We start from the raw sequence: 14,126 nt of genomic DNA on the forward strand, positions 1-14,126 counted from the left end.
GAGGTGGCAGGCTATGACATGGCCTTTTGAAAATGATACCAGCGGCATAGTAAAGCGCATATCAAACCGCAGTATATCGGCGAATCGAAAAAGAAATATCTTTATTGTTTTGACGATTGCACTTGCCAGCGCATTGCTATCTGCTATTGTCCTCTATGGCTTTGGGGTTATGCAGGAAACGCAGAACCGCAACCAAAAAACAGCGCAGATTATGTATCATGCGATTTCTGAACAACAGGGACAGGAACTATACAAGCAAGAAGAAATTGCGTGGGTTGGGGAATTTTTTAACGCATTTTCTGAACAGGTAAACCATTCAACCGTGAATTTTACTTATGCAAATGCAGATATGTTAAAATCCCAAAGTATGCCCTATTCGGGAGATTTACCCGCTTCGGAGAATGAAATTGTAGTGCAGGAATCCTTTTTGGATAGTTTGGGCTATTCAAATGAATTGGGCCAGACAATTCAAATTCCCTTTTCTGACGGCACTACCCATGATTTCAAATTGACGGGAATCCTAAATGTGAAAACTGGCGATATTGGGCGCTATACAGCCATTATATCGAAAGAATTAGTAAGACAGCAGTATGGCGACGAGGGCATGATTGATTATTACATTGGGCTGAAAGGCGCTCAAAATATGAGCGAGGAAGAAGCCACCAACTATGCAAACACTCTGGCACAGCAATTAGAAATTTCCGATGATAATGTGATTGTCCGTTCCACATATTTTAACTTAAAGGACGAAAATCACGGAAGCGATATGCTGTTCTATTTCTTGATCGGTTTTGTAACTTTCATTGGTTCCGGCATTGTGATCTATTCGATTTTTTATATTTCAGTAGCAAGCAGTATCCGTAACTATGGACAGCTTCGCACAATCGGAACTACAAAACGACAGATCAAAAAGATGGTTTACCGCGAGGGAAAATTACTTGCTGCCATTGCTATCCCGATTGGTCTGGTTATTGGAAATGTGATTGGGTACTTCCTGATTCCTGCCGGTTGGTACTGGCTGACTACTTTATGTGTGACGGCCGGGGTTGGCCTTTTTGCATTTATTATTGTGATGATTGCCATTCATACTCCTGTAAAAAGAGCTGCGGCAGTATCTCCGCTGGAAGCATTGAGATATTCCGATTATCAGGGGAAGATGAAAGAAAGTTCCGTGTTGCACCGTAAAATAACGCCTGCTTCACTTGCTAAAATGAATCTGTCCAGACAAAAGGCAAAGTCCACTTTAACAATACTTTCTCTTTCACTCGGCGGAGTATTGGTTGTATTGATTTCGACAATGTTAGTTTCCTATGATGGCGTTGCAGAGGCAAGAGGCAGGGCGTTCCCTGTCGGTGAATTTAACATTCAGCTCAACGCAAATCAATCGTGGGACACTGCTGGTATTTCTTTGTCTGGATTGCAGCAAAAGAATTTTCTAAATGCCGATTTTGTAAATGCAGTAGAATCTATTGATGGCGTTACAGGAATCAAGCACTGGTATTACACGGACGCAGAATATCGTGTAAATGGTAATTCTGGAAAATGGATTCAGGGCTTTTGTCGAGATGAACAGCAGAATTTGGAGAAAGAACGAATTGCGGGAACGACTGATTATGATGAACTGGTGGCAGGAAATGGAATTGTCTTGCTTCAAGAGCGTGCCGATCTCTATGATATTGAGGCTTCGTTGGGTGATACCGTCGAAGTGGACTATAAAACCGAATCCGGCCAAATTCGCACAAAGACCTATACCGTCATGGGCATTGTAAACGAATATTCTTACTCCGGCTTTTCAAAATGCTTTGCGCTTCCAGAGCAGCTTATGAATGAAGCGACCGGGATAGATTGCACAGGTACGATTTCAGTAATTACCGATATGGAAAAATTTGATACGGTTGAAGCTGCATTAAATCAACTGATAGACGGAAATAGCGATTTGGTTATGGAAACCATAAAGGAAAGTATCACTTATTATAGCGGACTTCAACAACTTTCTTTCGGGGTATTGTTGATCGTGGCTGTTATTGTTGTGTGCTTTTCTTTAATCAACCTTGTCAATACGACAATCACAAACTTCTTATCCCGCAGGCAGGAAATTGGAATGTTACAGGCGATTGGTTTGAGCAAAAAGCAGCTTATCAAAATGCTGTGCTATGAGGGGTTGATGTATTCAGTTTTTGCTACGCTGGTAACATTGGTTTTGGGGACTGGACTGGGCTTCCTATCCGTACAGGTAGTTGTGAAAACGATGAATCCATACTTTTACTATTCATTTCCGTGGCTGATCGTATTGATATATTTAGCAATCCTGCTGATTGTGCAATTCACCTTGATTTCTTACACAACTGGAAATCTGAAAAAGCAATCTCTTGTTGAGCAAATCAGGACGATGGAATAGCCGTATGGGATCGGCGGGGCGGCGTGTGCTGCCCCGCTTTTTTCGCCATTTCTCAAAAAAATTTTTGAAATGTCCGAGCGTTGTAACAATTCAGCCTGTTTTTCTGTCGAAATCAAAGGCACCTCGGACATTTGTGTAACATTTGTAGTTTATGCTTGTGGTAAATCAATATTGGGGGTGAGGACACATGAAAAAGATACTGCTGATCGACGACAGCGACACCTATACATGGTGTCTGAAAAAATACTTACAGCACCGGGGCTACCCGGTGAAAACGGCTTGTACGCTGAAAGAAGCGCGGGCCGCCATCCAAGAGGAAATGCCGCTGGTGGTCTGCTGTGATCTCGACCTGCCGGACGGTTCCGGCATGGACTTTCTGGACGAGGTGCGGGCCGCAGACAAGGAGCTGCCTTTTATTCTGGCGTCCTGTCATGACAAGGACGACTACGAACAGGAAGCTATGCGCCGGGGCGCGACGCTGTGCATGGACAAAATGAAAGGACTGCCACTACAAGATAAGCTGGTGGAATACGCCTACCGGCAGTTATCCGGCGAAAAGGCCCCGACTTTTCACAAGCTGCTCTTTGTCTATGCAGAAGATACCAGCGCCGAAGTGCTGCGGGCTGCTATGCTACAAAAGGGCTTTGACCTGATTCTGGTTTCCTCGATTTGGGAAGCCAAGCGCCGGATTTTTGAGGATAAGGAAATAGAACTGATCTTGTGCGATCTGGAACTGCCGGACGGCACAGCAATGGAGCTGTTTCATACGCTACGGCGGGTGGCGGGGATGTTCCAAATGAAGAATCCCCCTGTCCGGCTTCTGCCGTTCTTTATCCTCACCGAGAACAACGACCCTGCCACGGAATATGAATACCGGCATGAGGGCATGAACGACTATATCACCGCCCCGGTCAATATCCCAGAGCTGATCCGGCGGGTTCTGTTCTTTGTGGAATGAAACGAGCTTACATATCAAAACATCTGCCTCCACAGCGGGGAAAAGAAAAAAAACCGCTGACGGGCAGAGGATTTCGTGCGCTTTCCTGTATCACTGACGGATACGGCGGTTTTGAGTAGATCAAGGCCGCCGTTTTTTTGCTTCGACGACCCCTGCACCGTGTTCTGGCATGGCGGCTTTAGGAGGGAGCCGCTATGCAACGAAAACTACTTCGACAAAATCCGACAGGGATTAGCCTGTCAAAAAAAGCCGTCCCCCGGCAGCGGGGACAAGCGGCTGTGCGTATGTACTATACCATGTAGGGAAAGAACATATTGCTTTTTGTTTCGCCCTGTGGGTCTTTGACCTGCCGGGCGAATTTTGTTGTTTCCTGCGGCCTGCTATCCGGCGCAAAAAGAAATTTCAAAAAAGTGAAAAAAGGAGGCGTTTAGCGGGCAGCCAGAGAGATTCCATTCGCTCTATTGGCGGAAAGGGAGAGAACCACCACATCCCCCATAGAAAGGGGGTGAGAAGATGGAAGCGATCCCCCGCAAATACGGTGAATGGAGCCAGTTTGACCGCTATTGCAAGCTGGTTCTGTACCATGAGGCGATAGATTATCTGCGGGAAATGAAGTGCCGCCGCGACCGTGAAGTGTCGCTGGACGCTGTTTCCCCGGCTGATTGGGACAAGCTCTCGACCGTAGATCGGTATTCCTGCGACAGCTTTACATTCAGTTCGCATGGCTATGACCTACATATCGACAACGAGCTTGTGGCCGAAGCGTTTGCCAGCCTGCCAAAAGACGAGCAGAGTATTTTGATTCTCCGCTTTGTTCTGGATTTGACTGACGAAGAAATCGGCCGCCTGATGGGAATGTCCCGCAGCGCAGTACAGCGCCACAGGACAAGCACCCTGAAAGACTTGCGTATAAAATTGATGGCGTTCATGCCGGAGGGAGGTTAAACGCGGATGAAGCAATCCAGTTACAAGGGCAAAAGCCCTCTGCCGGATTTTGTGATCGACGCGGCCTGCGCCGGTAACGCCGAAGCCGTGGAGCGTGTCTTGCAGCATTACGACGGCTATATCAATAAGCTGTGTACCCGGACGCTCTATGACGGCAGCGGCCAGCCTCATATCTGCATTGACGAGTATATGAAGCGCCGATTGCAAATCAAGCTGATCCATTCCATCGTTAGTCCCATTGGCGACTGACGGTTAAGGCCCCGGCCATAGACAGGCGGCTTTCCCTTTCCCCGCCTGCCTGTTTTCCCGGCGGCCCCTTTGCTCCTTGACAAATACGCCCGCAGGACAATGGCGGCGCGTCATAGGGCAGACGGATACATTCTGTCTGTGCCGAGCCGGGCGGCAGGTGCGCCAAGAGGCTTTCCCTCATTGGGGTAAGCGGAGCGATTTTACCGTGCCGTAAAGCAGGTGTGGCAGCCTGCGGGCGACGACGCGCAGATAGGACAATGATACTCCCTTGCCGTCGTAGTCCGAGCGTTTGAAGCGTCGCAGGCAACGAGCAGGGCCGCGTGAGAACCACGCGGGGGTGAGATTCCCGTGGAGCTGTGCCAGCAGCCGTCCGTTCTTTTCTGCCCACTTTCACAAAAACAACCTTTGTTTTGAAAAGAAAGGGGGCCTTGTTATGAGTAATAACGATGTGCCTATTTGGGAAAAATACACGCTTACCATTGAGGAAGCGTCCAAATATTTTCGGATTGGGGAAAACAAACTGCGTCGGCTTTCCGAGGAAAACCCCACCGCTGGCTGGGTGATCCTGAACGGCAACCGCATCCAGATCAAGCGGAAGCAGTTTGAAAAAATCATTGATTCCCTTGACACAATATAGTGAAAAAGGGCCTTGCGCGTGTTATAATAGGTTATAAGCGTGTCAAGGCTCTTTCCGTCATGGAAAGGAGCATGACGAAATGCCAAGAAAAGAACGAGATGAAAAAAGACGGGACAACAAAGGCCGCCTTTTGAAGTCTGGAGAGAGCCAGCGATCAGATGGAAGATACGCTTACAAATACATTAACACCTTTGGAGAACCCCAGTTTGTTTACTCATGGAAGTTAGTACCCACCGACAAAGTACCTGCCGGGAAACGGCCCTGTCTTTCCCTGCGCGAGAAAATCAAGCAGATACAGAAAGACCTTGACGACGGGATAGACACCATCGGCAAGAAAATGACCGTGTGCCAGCTTTATGAAAAGTACACCCGGCAGCGCGGGAATGTGCGGAAAGGAACCCAAAAGAGCCGCCAGCAGTTGATGAAACTTCTGTCCGAAGATAAGCTGGGCGCGGCCAGCATTGACAGCGTGAAGCTGTCTGACGCGAAAGAATGGGCCTTGCGTATGCAGGAAAAGGGCGTTGCCTACAACACCATCTGCAACAGCAAGCGTTCCTTAAAAGCCATCTTTTATATGGCCGTACAGGACGATTGCCTCCGCAAGAATCCCTTTGACTTCCAGATCAATGAGGTTATCAACGACGATACCGTACCAAAGGTGCCGCTTACCCCTACACAGGAAAACGAGCTTTTGGACTTCATGCAGAACGATCCCGTCTATGCCAAGTATTATGACGAGGTGGTGATCCTGCTGGAAACCGGGCTTCGTATTTCCGAACTCTGCGGCCTGACGCCAGCCGACCTGAATTTTGAGAAGCGCTTTGTGAATGTAGACCACCAGCTTTTGAGAAGCACCGAGGACGGTTACTATACCGAAGCGCCAAAAACAGAAAGCGGATTCCGTCAAGTGCCTATGAGCGCAGCCGCCTATGAAGCGTTTGAGCGCGTGTTGAAGAAGCGCAGGGACGGCAGGTGCATTGAGGTTGACGGTTATAAGGACTTCCTGTTCCTGAACCGGGACGGCCTGCCCAAAACCGCCGTCAACTATGACGCCATGTTCAAGTGCCTTGCCAAGAAGTACAACAAGTGCCACAAGGAGCCGCTGCCCGATGTGATGACGCCGCACACCATGCGGCATACATTCTGTACCAGAATGGCAAACGCGGGCATGAACCCCAAGGCATTGCAGTACATCATGGGACACGCCAACATTGTAATGACGCTGAACTATTACGCCCACGCTACTTTCCATTCCGCACAGGAGGAAATGGAACGGCTGCAAGCCAAGGCAAAACCCACCGCAGAGGCCAAGCCGGAGCCTGCGGCGGAAAGCGCCGAGGAAACCAAGGCGGCATAAGTAGTACGCAGAATTTACTACTGCTTTTACTACTTTTGAGAGCGAAAACATGAGGGGTAATAAAAAGATTTGTGAGGTTCTTCCGATATGAAAAGTGCCGGAAAAGCCCGGAATAACGGGCTATACCGGCATATAAGAACATCTAAAGAGATAATTAGAAATCTATTAAATGATTATATTAATAGAACATGTTAAGGGAAAACGGATCCTGTCGGGAAGGGCGGGAGCCGGCGTCGGATATATGCGGAAAACGGCGTCGGGCGGCGGCTTTTCGTGAGGCGGGATAACGGGATCTTATGACATGATCAATAAGTTTGCGGGCGCTGTTCCGGGCTCAACACCCCATGAGACCGGGATACGGGTTTTTGATCAAATCGAAAGGCGATGGGGTCCTGACAGACAACGAATGGAGGAGGAATACATATGATCGTATCAAACAAGTACACGAAAATTGAGCGTAATGGAATGTATTATATTATTCCATCGAGCGCTCCGGAATGCCCGCATTGTGGTGGAGCTATGACGGTCCGGGACAGTAAAAGAAGAAAGCTGATCCTGTCCGACGGGACGGTACAGATGTTTGTTCTGCGCCGGTACAAATGCAAGATATGCGGACGCATCCACCTGCATCTTCCTGATATTATGCTCCCGCATAAGCACTATGCGCGGGAGGCGATCATCGAGACGGTGAGAGGAGAGCGGAACTGTTCGGCGGAGCAGTCGACGATCTACCGCTGGAACCGGGAGAAACTGCAGCTGGAATGTCAGGTGCTTCAGATGGAGAAGGAAGCCGAAAAGGAGAGCCGGACGGAAGGTGAGCCTGGCTGCCGGTGCGCGGGCAATTAAGATAACAGGGAAAATGAAAAAGCGGCAGGTGCGGTGCCTGCAATTGTGTGATAAGTGAGTATGGTTGCCGGTCAGTCAGGAATGGCTGGCCGGCCGTTTTGATAATGCCACCTTGTCCAAGTGTGATAAATATATAGTCCAATTATGGACAATATACAAATAGTGTCAATGTATGGTATATAGATGATATCAGGAAAAGTGTTTGTTCGGCCTGTATCTGTTCGGCTGAAACGTGTGCCGGATTGCCGTGTGCGGAGGAGAAAATGGTAAGTTACAATCGCCTGTGGGAGACCATGGAAAAGAGAAAGATCAGTCAGTACCGGCTGATCAAGGAGTTTGGCTTAAGCTCCGGTCAGATGAGCCGTCTGAAAAAGAATACATATGTCTCTACACATACGCTGGAGACGCTCTGCAGGATCTTAGACTGCAGGATCGAGGATGTAATGGAAGTTTCCTTCGAGGACGAAAAGAGCGAAAAACAGGTTCACGGACGCTGATCTTTACCGGAAAATGATTCCGATAAAGACCAGCCGTTTTTAAACCTCTTTCTCGCCGGGCTCAAAATGAGATGCGTACGATGTCTGCGACACTGCAGTTTAAGATCCTGCACAGAGTTTCCAGAGTATGAGTGGAGATATGCTCATTCTTCCGGATCCGCTGAAGCTGGCCGGAGCTGAAATGATAGCTGCGGACCAGGCGATACTGGCTGATGTGCTTTGATCTTAAGGTGTTCCAGAGTGGACTGTAATCGATCATGAGGAATGCCTCCTTTCCTTATATAATGCGGCGAAAGAGCCGCCATAGTAGAGAATAGAAGATATTGTCGGAAATTTGTGAAAATATAAGGAAAAAAGCCGGATTCTTTCGGATGTTGACAGGGATTGCAGACAACGACGGTGCTCAATGATACAAAGGAGGAAACAGTATGGTTAAATATACGAGATTATGGGAGACAATGCAGAGAAAAGGGATCAGCCAGTACCGCCTGATCAAGACATACGGGATCAGCAACGGTCAGTTGAACAGACTGCGGAAAAATTTATATATTTCAACTCATACCGTAGAAACTTTGTGCAGGATCCTGGACTGCCGCGTTGAGGATGTGATGGAGATCGTGTTCGATGAGAATGAGGAGCCGCTGTGGTCTCCGGGACTGGAAGAGGAGCGGCAGAAGGAGAAAGAACTGGAAAGGAAAAAGAACAGACAGGGCTGAACGGATCTTGATGGGCGGTAATCTGCGGCTGGAAGAGCCGACAGCCTGGATCAAAGCCATGGATTTTGTGAGAACGGAATTTTCAGGATGTGAGAAGACGCGGAAAACCGGTTGCTAATATTCTCTTTACCGGGTATACTGAATGAGATTAAAGATCATGGAGATAATGATTCAGCAGACCTATGCAGCGAATCCGGAAGATAGTTTTGCCGGGAAATCGTGAAGGCGCTGGAAAGTTACTCACAGAGAATATTGGAGGAACTTAAAATGGATACAATGACAGGACGCAATGTCGGAAAGACATGCCGGACCCATTACAGAGGAACTTTTAACGACGGTACACAGTTTGACTCTTCCTATGATCGTGGAGAGCCTCTGGAGTTCGTATGCGGTGCAGGCCAGATGATCAAAGGATTTGATGCGGCTGTCGCAGATATGGAAGTCGGCGAGATCAAAGAGATCCATCTGATGCCGGAGGAAGCTTACGGAATGCCGAATCCGAACGCGATCCTCACACTTGAGATCGCAAATCTCCCGGGTTCTGAGGACCTGGAAGTCGGCCAGAAGGTATACCTTACAAACCAGAGCGGCCAGCCGTTCCCGGTAACGGTTACCGCAAAAGATGAGAAGATGATCACTCTCGACGCGAACCATGAGATGGCAGGAAAAGAGCTGAACTTTAAGATCGAGCTGGTGGAAGTAAAATAAAAAAGTAAGATCGTGTGAAAGGGCTGTCGCATTAACGTGCGGCAGCTCATTTTGTATCCCCATTCCAGATCAGAAGGGAATTCCGATGAAACCGGCAGCCGAAAGCAGATTCCCAAGAAGCGTGAACCGGCTGCAGGTGGTCACGAGGAGACAGGAATTGACGAAAGACACAGACAGGTGTATACTTGCATATGCCACACAACTTGACATGTCAACATGATAATTGAGAAAAATTTTCATGTGTCAGGGAACGAACTTCTTTATTAAATTTTCAGGAGGACATCATGAATATCACACAAAAACAAAAGGGCATCCTCTTTATGATCCTGTCCGCACTTTCCTTTGCGTCCATGCAGGTGGTTGTCCGCATGAGCCGGGAAATTCCGACGATGGAGCAGATCTGCGTCCGCAATCTCTTCATCCTGATCGTTTCTTTCTTCATTATCCGGAAGAAACATGGTTCTTATTATGGTCCGAAAAAGTATCAGCCGTATCTCTTTGGCCGTTCGTTCTTCGGATTCCTTGGGCTGATTACCCTGTTCTACGCATCCAGCCATGCGGCGCAGGGCGATGTCACAGTGTTAAATAAGCTCTCTCCGATCTTCGTGACTCTGCTTGCAGCTGTGTTCATGAAGGAGAAGCTTTCCTCGATCCAGATCCCGGCGCTGGTCCTGTCTGTGCTCGGCGCATTCATCGTATTCCGTCCGAGCTTCCAGTCTGATCCGTTTCCGCTGATCGTTGCGCTCCTTTCCGCGATCACATCGGGAATTGCGTACACGTTTTTAGGGTATTTTAAAGGAAAAGTCGATGGAATTACCGTCATCATGCACTTTTCTACATTCAGCGTGTTTGGCTCCCTGCCGTTCGTGATCGGAAACTTTGTCATGCCGGATCTGCGCCAGTTCCTGCTCCTGATGCTGATCAGTCTCTTCGGCTCTTTCGGACAGGTATTTATCACATACGCATACCGTTTTGCTCCGGCATCCGAGATCAGTATCTACAATTATTCCGGAATCCTGTTCAGCATTCTTCTCGGAGCAGTGGTTCTCGGAGAGCCTGTAAAACATACCTCGATCCTTGGCGGCGCCCTGGTTGCGATCGCTTCCATTATGGTGTATATTTATGGAAACTCGAAAAAGAAAGAGGCGAAGTAAGTGGAGTCGGATGACAAGAAACTCTACACCCCGAAATATGTACAGATCGAAGATCATATTATAAGCGAGATCCGGAATGGCCGTCTGAAGACAGGTGACCGGATCCCATCGGAAGCGGAGCTTGTCCGGATGTTCGGGGTGAGCCGGATCACGGTCACGACCGCGATCAAAGAGCTTACCGCCCGCGGGATTCTCGTCCGCAGACAGGGAAAGGGGACCTTTGTAAGGAGGGACGACCCGGAAATTTCGGAAGAGACGGATGGTTTTTCGGCCGCGCAGGCTGGCTCCGCCGCTTCCGCATCGAGAACGATTGCTTTCGGCGGCGGGATACGGCTTGCTTCACCGGAAAAAGCGGAACAGAAACCGCACACGCTCCTGGAGAACAGGATCATCTCTGCGGATCCCGTTCTATGCCGGAAGCTCGGTCTTGACGCGGGAAGCTATGTCTACCAGATCGTCCGCTGTATCAGGGATGGCGGGAAGACTTCGGAGATGGATTTTACTTATATCCCGCTGTCTGTATGCGGCGGACACACCTTCGACTGTGCGGAATTATCGACCAGCCTGATCCATGACTATATCAGCCGGAATTTCCCGGAGAAACCGACGGGCGTGGACATCTATCTTCAGCCGGAGCTCACGGGAGATATTGATGTCTCCATGATGACCGGAGAAGGGGATGGTCCTGCCGGAATGCCGCTTTTTTTCTGGGATACGGTCGTCCGCAGCGGGAAAAAGGTTCTCGCAGTCACGACAACCGCTTCAAAGCTTTATCAGGGGATGAAATTCCTGACGTTTGAGATCCCGGCGCTTCCTTAGCTTTCCATCTGCCGCCCGAGGAAACCGGCAGCTGTTGCCGCCAGGCGCAGTTCCGGATCTGAAAATTTTGCGCGCGGCTCCCGGCTCATGATAATGACGGCTCCGATGGCGTCGCCTTCGCAGATGATCGGTGTGATCACCTGGGCTGTGATGCTGTCCCCGTCATCGTCGGTTACAGGCGTGAAGTTTCGGTCCTCTTTTCCTGCCTGGATGACGGTGCGTTCCTGGATCACATGCTCCAGCGCTCGGCTGATCGGTTTTTGGAAAAAGTCCTTTTTCGCTCCGCCCGCCGCCGCGACTACCTGGTCCCGGTCCGTGATGCATACGAGAAGCCCGGTCGACTGGGCCATCGCGTCCGCGTACTGACCTGCGAACGCGTTCAGTTCCATCATCGGTGAGTATTTTTTCAGAATGATCTCTCCCTCACGGTCGGTAAAGATCTCAAGCGGAGTTCCCTCCCGGAGACGCAGAGTCCGCCGGATTTCCTTTGGAACGACTACACGGCCGAGATCATCGATTCTTCTTACAATTCCAGTAGCTTTCATAACGTTTATTCCTCCTGCATATCACATACCATGTTTCCCATATTGTGTGCCTTATGGGTAGTATGTGGAAACAGGGTGAATTTATACATCGCAAAAATGAAAAAGAAATGAGGAAATCATCATGTATACGTTTGAAGATTTAAAGCAGATCATGAAGACGCTGCGTGCAGAGGACGGCTGTCCCTGGGACCGGGCGCAGGATCATGAGACGCTAAAAAAGCATCTCGTGGAGGAATGTGCGGAGGTGTTGGAGGCGATCGATAGCGGGGATACGGAAAATCTCTGTGAGGAGCTCGGGGATGTCCTGTTCCAGGTCATGTTCCACAGTGAGATCGAGGCGGAGCGCGGAAATTTCACCGTGGATGATGTGGTAAATGGGATCTGCGAGAAGATGATCCGCCGTCATCCGAGGATCTTCGGAGGTGAAATTCCGGAGGTCGAGGATGAGAAAGATCTCTGGGAAGCGATCAAAAAACAGGAGCGGGAAATGAAGAAAAGCTGACTTGAAAAAGTAAATTCCAGTGCAAAAGTAAATTCCACCGCTCTTTTAAAAGTTGCTTATAATCTAGTGATTTTTAAGAAGAAAAGCGGAATCTATGCTATAATACAAGTAATCTATGGCGAAATTTTCTGTTTTTCTGTATGGCAAACAAGCTGCTGGAGGTCGGTGTGCACGACTAAATTCCACCAGCCACATTTGAAAAATGTGAAAAGTTTACTTCCAGTCTGACAGCAGATTTCTTCATGGGTTAGTGGTTATAGCGGATCAGCTTAGGTGTTAAGATGACTTTGTCAGGGTCAATACGCCTAAGCTGAAATGCTTTTAAGACGTCTTCCCCAAAAGCCTCCAGGGCGACATCATACGGTGTACGCCCATTCAAACTCTCCCGCGGTGTTGAGTTGATGTGGCTGGTGATTAGATTCACATCCCATTGAGTCAGGAATTCAAAGGTAGTTCGTTTCGGCAGTATCATGCGGAGCATGGTGTGTGCCTGTTCAATGCCGCCTTTCTGTCCGCTTCTCATGGGATCACAGTAATAAATGTTGGTTCTCTGGATACCGGTAACACCGGTTTCGAGAGAATCAGGATCACCGAATTCAGCGCCTCTGTCGGTGAGGATATATTCAAACAGAGTCAGGAAATCGAAGGTACCAAAACGCTTTTCTAAACGGTCCAAAACGAGTCGTACAGATCCTTCCGTATTCCGGTTCATGAGGAACGCAAGAAACAGCTTTTCCCTTGTAAAAAAGAAGGTAAGCAGTGTTTTAGAGGAACCAACAGCGGAGTGGACGGTGTCCATCTCTACAAAAGATTCCAGGTGCAACTGTTGAAAATCAGCGTAAGTTCTGCCATTAAAGACACGGCGGTCAGATATCTGTGATTTATGGACTTTTCTGGGTTTAAACTTCACTTTACGTTTCAGATCAACGTTTCTGGCAGTCAGAAGTCCCATATCAAGGTAGTTGTAAACGCTGCGGACGGAAAGATTCAATTCCGGATGGTTTGCAACGATCTGGTAAGGAGACTGGCCCTGATCGATCAGAGGAGTGATGATCTTATCCTTTTTGTGGAGTTCCTGTCTGGTCATAGCGATTCCGGACCTGGAATCCTTGAGACACTCCCGGTATTTCCGATCAGCGAACCTGGCATTGTAGGTATATTTGTGGGCAATCGTACAATGATTGATCTTTTTACTGCATCCATTGCAGACGTAGGGAGCCCGATCAAGTTTGCTGCAGCATTCTTTTTGAAAATCCGGACAGGTCTGGTTACAGGTGGGACAGGAAGCACATTTAACGCCGCAAAGAAGGATCTTATTGCAGGCATTCGTTTTCTTACAACGGAAACGCTTGGTACAGAAGTTCTTCGCATTAAGAAAAGTCCCTTTGTGAAACCAATCGGAGGCTCTTCTGGCCTTCACTTCTTTTGAAATCGTAGTAGGGTCCTTACAGAGAAAGCGGGCAATATCTTTAAAGGATGTACCCTTATCCAGTTCATTCTGGATATAGATACGATCCTCTATGGTGAGATGCTTCTGGTTGCCTGGGATATATTTACTCATAGTCAAACTCCTTCTACTGCTGTCAGAAGGACGATTAAAGTATCATATCAGTATGCATGAGTAAATATCAACTGTGCAAGAGTAAACTCCACCGCCCTTTGGAGAAGTGGAATTTAAATTTTCATTTTAGGGAAATGAAGAAAAAAGCCGGAAAGCATTGACAAAATGCGGTTCCTGTGCATGTCCGGGAAGACGTGTGTACGGGAAGGGAAAAACGCTGAAAAACACGGTAAA

16 protein-coding genes are annotated in these 14,126 nt (G+C 48.5%); 13 read left to right on the forward strand and 3 right to left on the reverse strand.

Translation table 11 applies throughout. From position 1 onward, the window contains the following. Nucleotides 1-13 precede the first annotated feature (13 nt). From ACI3EW_RS01925 to ACI3EW_RS01960, 8 genes are all read left to right on the forward strand, one after another. The gene (locus ACI3EW_RS01925; RefSeq protein WP_444446052.1) at nucleotides 14-2,398 is read left to right on the forward strand and encodes an ABC transporter permease; all 2,385 of its coding nucleotides are present in this window, start codon (nucleotides 14-16) and stop codon (nucleotides 2,396-2,398) included. 187 nt (nucleotides 2,399-2,585) lie between these two features. After that, nucleotides 2,586-3,356 carry a response regulator gene (locus tag ACI3EW_RS01930; protein ID WP_485663255.1) on the forward strand — a complete coding sequence of 257 codons (771 nt, stop codon included), beginning with the start codon at nucleotides 2,586-2,588 and terminating at the stop codon, nucleotides 3,354-3,356. Nucleotides 3,357-3,869: 513 nt separating this feature from the next. Then, nucleotides 3,870-4,301: a sigma-70 family RNA polymerase sigma factor gene (locus ACI3EW_RS01935; protein WP_055201460.1), complete on the forward strand. Its 432-nt coding sequence runs from the start codon at nucleotides 3,870-3,872 to the stop codon at nucleotides 4,299-4,301. A 6-nt stretch (nucleotides 4,302-4,307) separates the two neighbouring features. Continuing rightward, a complete protein-coding gene (locus ACI3EW_RS01940) occupies nucleotides 4,308-4,550 on the forward strand; it encodes a helix-turn-helix domain-containing protein (RefSeq protein WP_004611627.1) in 243 nt (80 codons plus the stop codon). Between the two features lie 433 nt (nucleotides 4,551-4,983). Then, nucleotides 4,984-5,187, forward strand: coding sequence for an excisionase (locus tag ACI3EW_RS01945; protein WP_055201461.1), 204 nt, complete (start codon nucleotides 4,984-4,986; stop codon nucleotides 5,185-5,187). A 79-nt stretch (nucleotides 5,188-5,266) separates the two neighbouring features. Further along, a complete protein-coding gene (locus ACI3EW_RS01950; protein ID WP_485663256.1) occupies nucleotides 5,267-6,544 on the forward strand; it encodes a tyrosine-type recombinase/integrase in 1,278 nt (425 codons plus the stop codon). A gap of 423 nt (nucleotides 6,545-6,967) precedes the next feature. Continuing rightward, a complete protein-coding gene (locus ACI3EW_RS01955) occupies nucleotides 6,968-7,390 on the forward strand; it encodes a DUF6431 domain-containing protein (protein WP_215702187.1) in 423 nt (140 codons plus the stop codon). Nucleotides 7,391-7,653: 263 nt separating this feature from the next. Further along, nucleotides 7,654-7,887: a helix-turn-helix domain-containing protein gene (locus tag ACI3EW_RS01960; RefSeq protein ID WP_118530298.1), complete on the forward strand. Its 234-nt coding sequence runs from the start codon at nucleotides 7,654-7,656 to the stop codon at nucleotides 7,885-7,887. A 61-nt stretch (nucleotides 7,888-7,948) separates the two neighbouring features. Here ACI3EW_RS01960 and ACI3EW_RS01965 read toward each other — a convergent pair whose 3' ends face one another. After that, nucleotides 7,949-8,146: a helix-turn-helix domain-containing protein gene (locus ACI3EW_RS01965; protein ID WP_118298333.1), complete on the reverse strand. Its 198-nt coding sequence runs from the start codon at nucleotides 8,144-8,146 to the stop codon at nucleotides 7,949-7,951. 169 nt (nucleotides 8,147-8,315) lie between these two features. Between ACI3EW_RS01965 and ACI3EW_RS01970 the strand changes: the two genes are divergently transcribed. The 4 genes from ACI3EW_RS01970 (at nucleotide 8,316) to ACI3EW_RS01985 (ending at nucleotide 11,284) form a co-directional block, all read left to right on the forward strand. Next, a complete protein-coding gene (locus ACI3EW_RS01970) occupies nucleotides 8,316-8,603 on the forward strand; it encodes a helix-turn-helix domain-containing protein (protein WP_118530296.1) in 288 nt (95 codons plus the stop codon). A gap of 267 nt (nucleotides 8,604-8,870) precedes the next feature. Next, nucleotides 8,871-9,311 carry an FKBP-type peptidyl-prolyl cis-trans isomerase gene (locus tag ACI3EW_RS01975; RefSeq protein WP_243016271.1) on the forward strand — a complete coding sequence of 147 codons (441 nt, stop codon included), beginning with the start codon at nucleotides 8,871-8,873 and terminating at the stop codon, nucleotides 9,309-9,311. Between the two features lie 284 nt (nucleotides 9,312-9,595). Beyond that, nucleotides 9,596-10,465, forward strand: a complete 870-nt coding sequence (locus tag ACI3EW_RS01980; protein WP_215702186.1) for a DMT family transporter — start codon at nucleotides 9,596-9,598, stop codon at nucleotides 10,463-10,465. Then, nucleotides 10,466-11,284 (forward strand): GntR family transcriptional regulator, encoded by an 819-nt coding sequence (locus ACI3EW_RS01985; RefSeq protein ID WP_485663257.1) that lies wholly within the window; start codon nucleotides 10,466-10,468, stop codon nucleotides 11,282-11,284. Here ACI3EW_RS01985 and spoVT read toward each other — a convergent pair. Next, a complete protein-coding gene (gene spoVT / locus ACI3EW_RS01990; RefSeq protein WP_118322305.1) occupies nucleotides 11,281-11,829 on the reverse strand; it encodes a stage V sporulation protein T in 549 nt (182 codons plus the stop codon). The two genes, ACI3EW_RS01985 and spoVT, sit on opposite strands and share 4 nt — an antisense overlap. A gap of 121 nt (nucleotides 11,830-11,950) precedes the next feature. Here spoVT and ACI3EW_RS01995 point away from each other — a divergent pair, with 121 nt between their 5' ends. After that, on the forward strand, nucleotides 11,951-12,331 hold the full coding sequence (locus ACI3EW_RS01995) for a MazG nucleotide pyrophosphohydrolase domain-containing protein (protein ID WP_485663258.1): 381 nt from the start codon (nucleotides 11,951-11,953) through the stop codon (nucleotides 12,329-12,331). A 247-nt stretch (nucleotides 12,332-12,578) separates the two neighbouring features. On the opposite strand, the gene ACI3EW_RS02000 is transcribed toward ACI3EW_RS01995, so the two are convergent. Next, a complete protein-coding gene (locus tag ACI3EW_RS02000) occupies nucleotides 12,579-13,892 on the reverse strand; it encodes an IS30 family transposase (RefSeq protein WP_405578622.1) in 1,314 nt (437 codons plus the stop codon). Nucleotides 13,893-14,126: the final 234 nt, after the last annotated feature.

The organism is Pilosibacter rotomagensis (assembly GCF_045062245.2).
GTDB lineage: Bacteria > Bacillota > Clostridia > Lachnospirales > Lachnospiraceae > Pilosibacter.

Coding starts and splice junctions, on each gene's coding strand:
- ACI3EW_RS01925 (WP_444446052.1), top strand. CDS start 14: ATGACATGGCCTTTTGAAAATGATACCAGCGGCATAGTAAAGCGCATA.
- ACI3EW_RS01930 (WP_485663255.1), top strand. CDS start 2,586: ATGAAAAAGATACTGCTGATCGACGACAGCGACACCTATACATGGTGT.
- ACI3EW_RS01935 (WP_055201460.1), top strand. CDS start 3,870: ATGGAAGCGATCCCCCGCAAATACGGTGAATGGAGCCAGTTTGACCGC.
- ACI3EW_RS01940 (WP_004611627.1), top strand. CDS start 4,308: ATGAAGCAATCCAGTTACAAGGGCAAAAGCCCTCTGCCGGATTTTGTG.
- ACI3EW_RS01945 (WP_055201461.1), top strand. CDS start 4,984: ATGAGTAATAACGATGTGCCTATTTGGGAAAAATACACGCTTACCATT.
- ACI3EW_RS01950 (WP_485663256.1), top strand. CDS start 5,267: ATGCCAAGAAAAGAACGAGATGAAAAAAGACGGGACAACAAAGGCCGC.
- ACI3EW_RS01955 (WP_215702187.1), top strand. CDS start 6,968: ATGATCGTATCAAACAAGTACACGAAAATTGAGCGTAATGGAATGTAT.
- ACI3EW_RS01960 (WP_118530298.1), top strand. CDS start 7,654: ATGGTAAGTTACAATCGCCTGTGGGAGACCATGGAAAAGAGAAAGATC.
- ACI3EW_RS01965 (WP_118298333.1), bottom strand. CDS start 8,146: ATGATCGATTACAGTCCACTCTGGAACACCTTAAGATCAAAGCACATC.
- ACI3EW_RS01970 (WP_118530296.1), top strand. CDS start 8,316: ATGGTTAAATATACGAGATTATGGGAGACAATGCAGAGAAAAGGGATC.
- ACI3EW_RS01975 (WP_243016271.1), top strand. CDS start 8,871: ATGGATACAATGACAGGACGCAATGTCGGAAAGACATGCCGGACCCAT.
- ACI3EW_RS01980 (WP_215702186.1), top strand. CDS start 9,596: ATGAATATCACACAAAAACAAAAGGGCATCCTCTTTATGATCCTGTCC.
- spoVT (WP_118322305.1), bottom strand. CDS start 11,829: ATGAAAGCTACTGGAATTGTAAGAAGAATCGATGATCTCGGCCGTGTA.
- ACI3EW_RS01995 (WP_485663258.1), top strand. CDS start 11,951: ATGTATACGTTTGAAGATTTAAAGCAGATCATGAAGACGCTGCGTGCA.
- ACI3EW_RS02000 (WP_405578622.1), bottom strand. CDS start 13,892: ATGAGTAAATATATCCCAGGCAACCAGAAGCATCTCACCATAGAGGAT.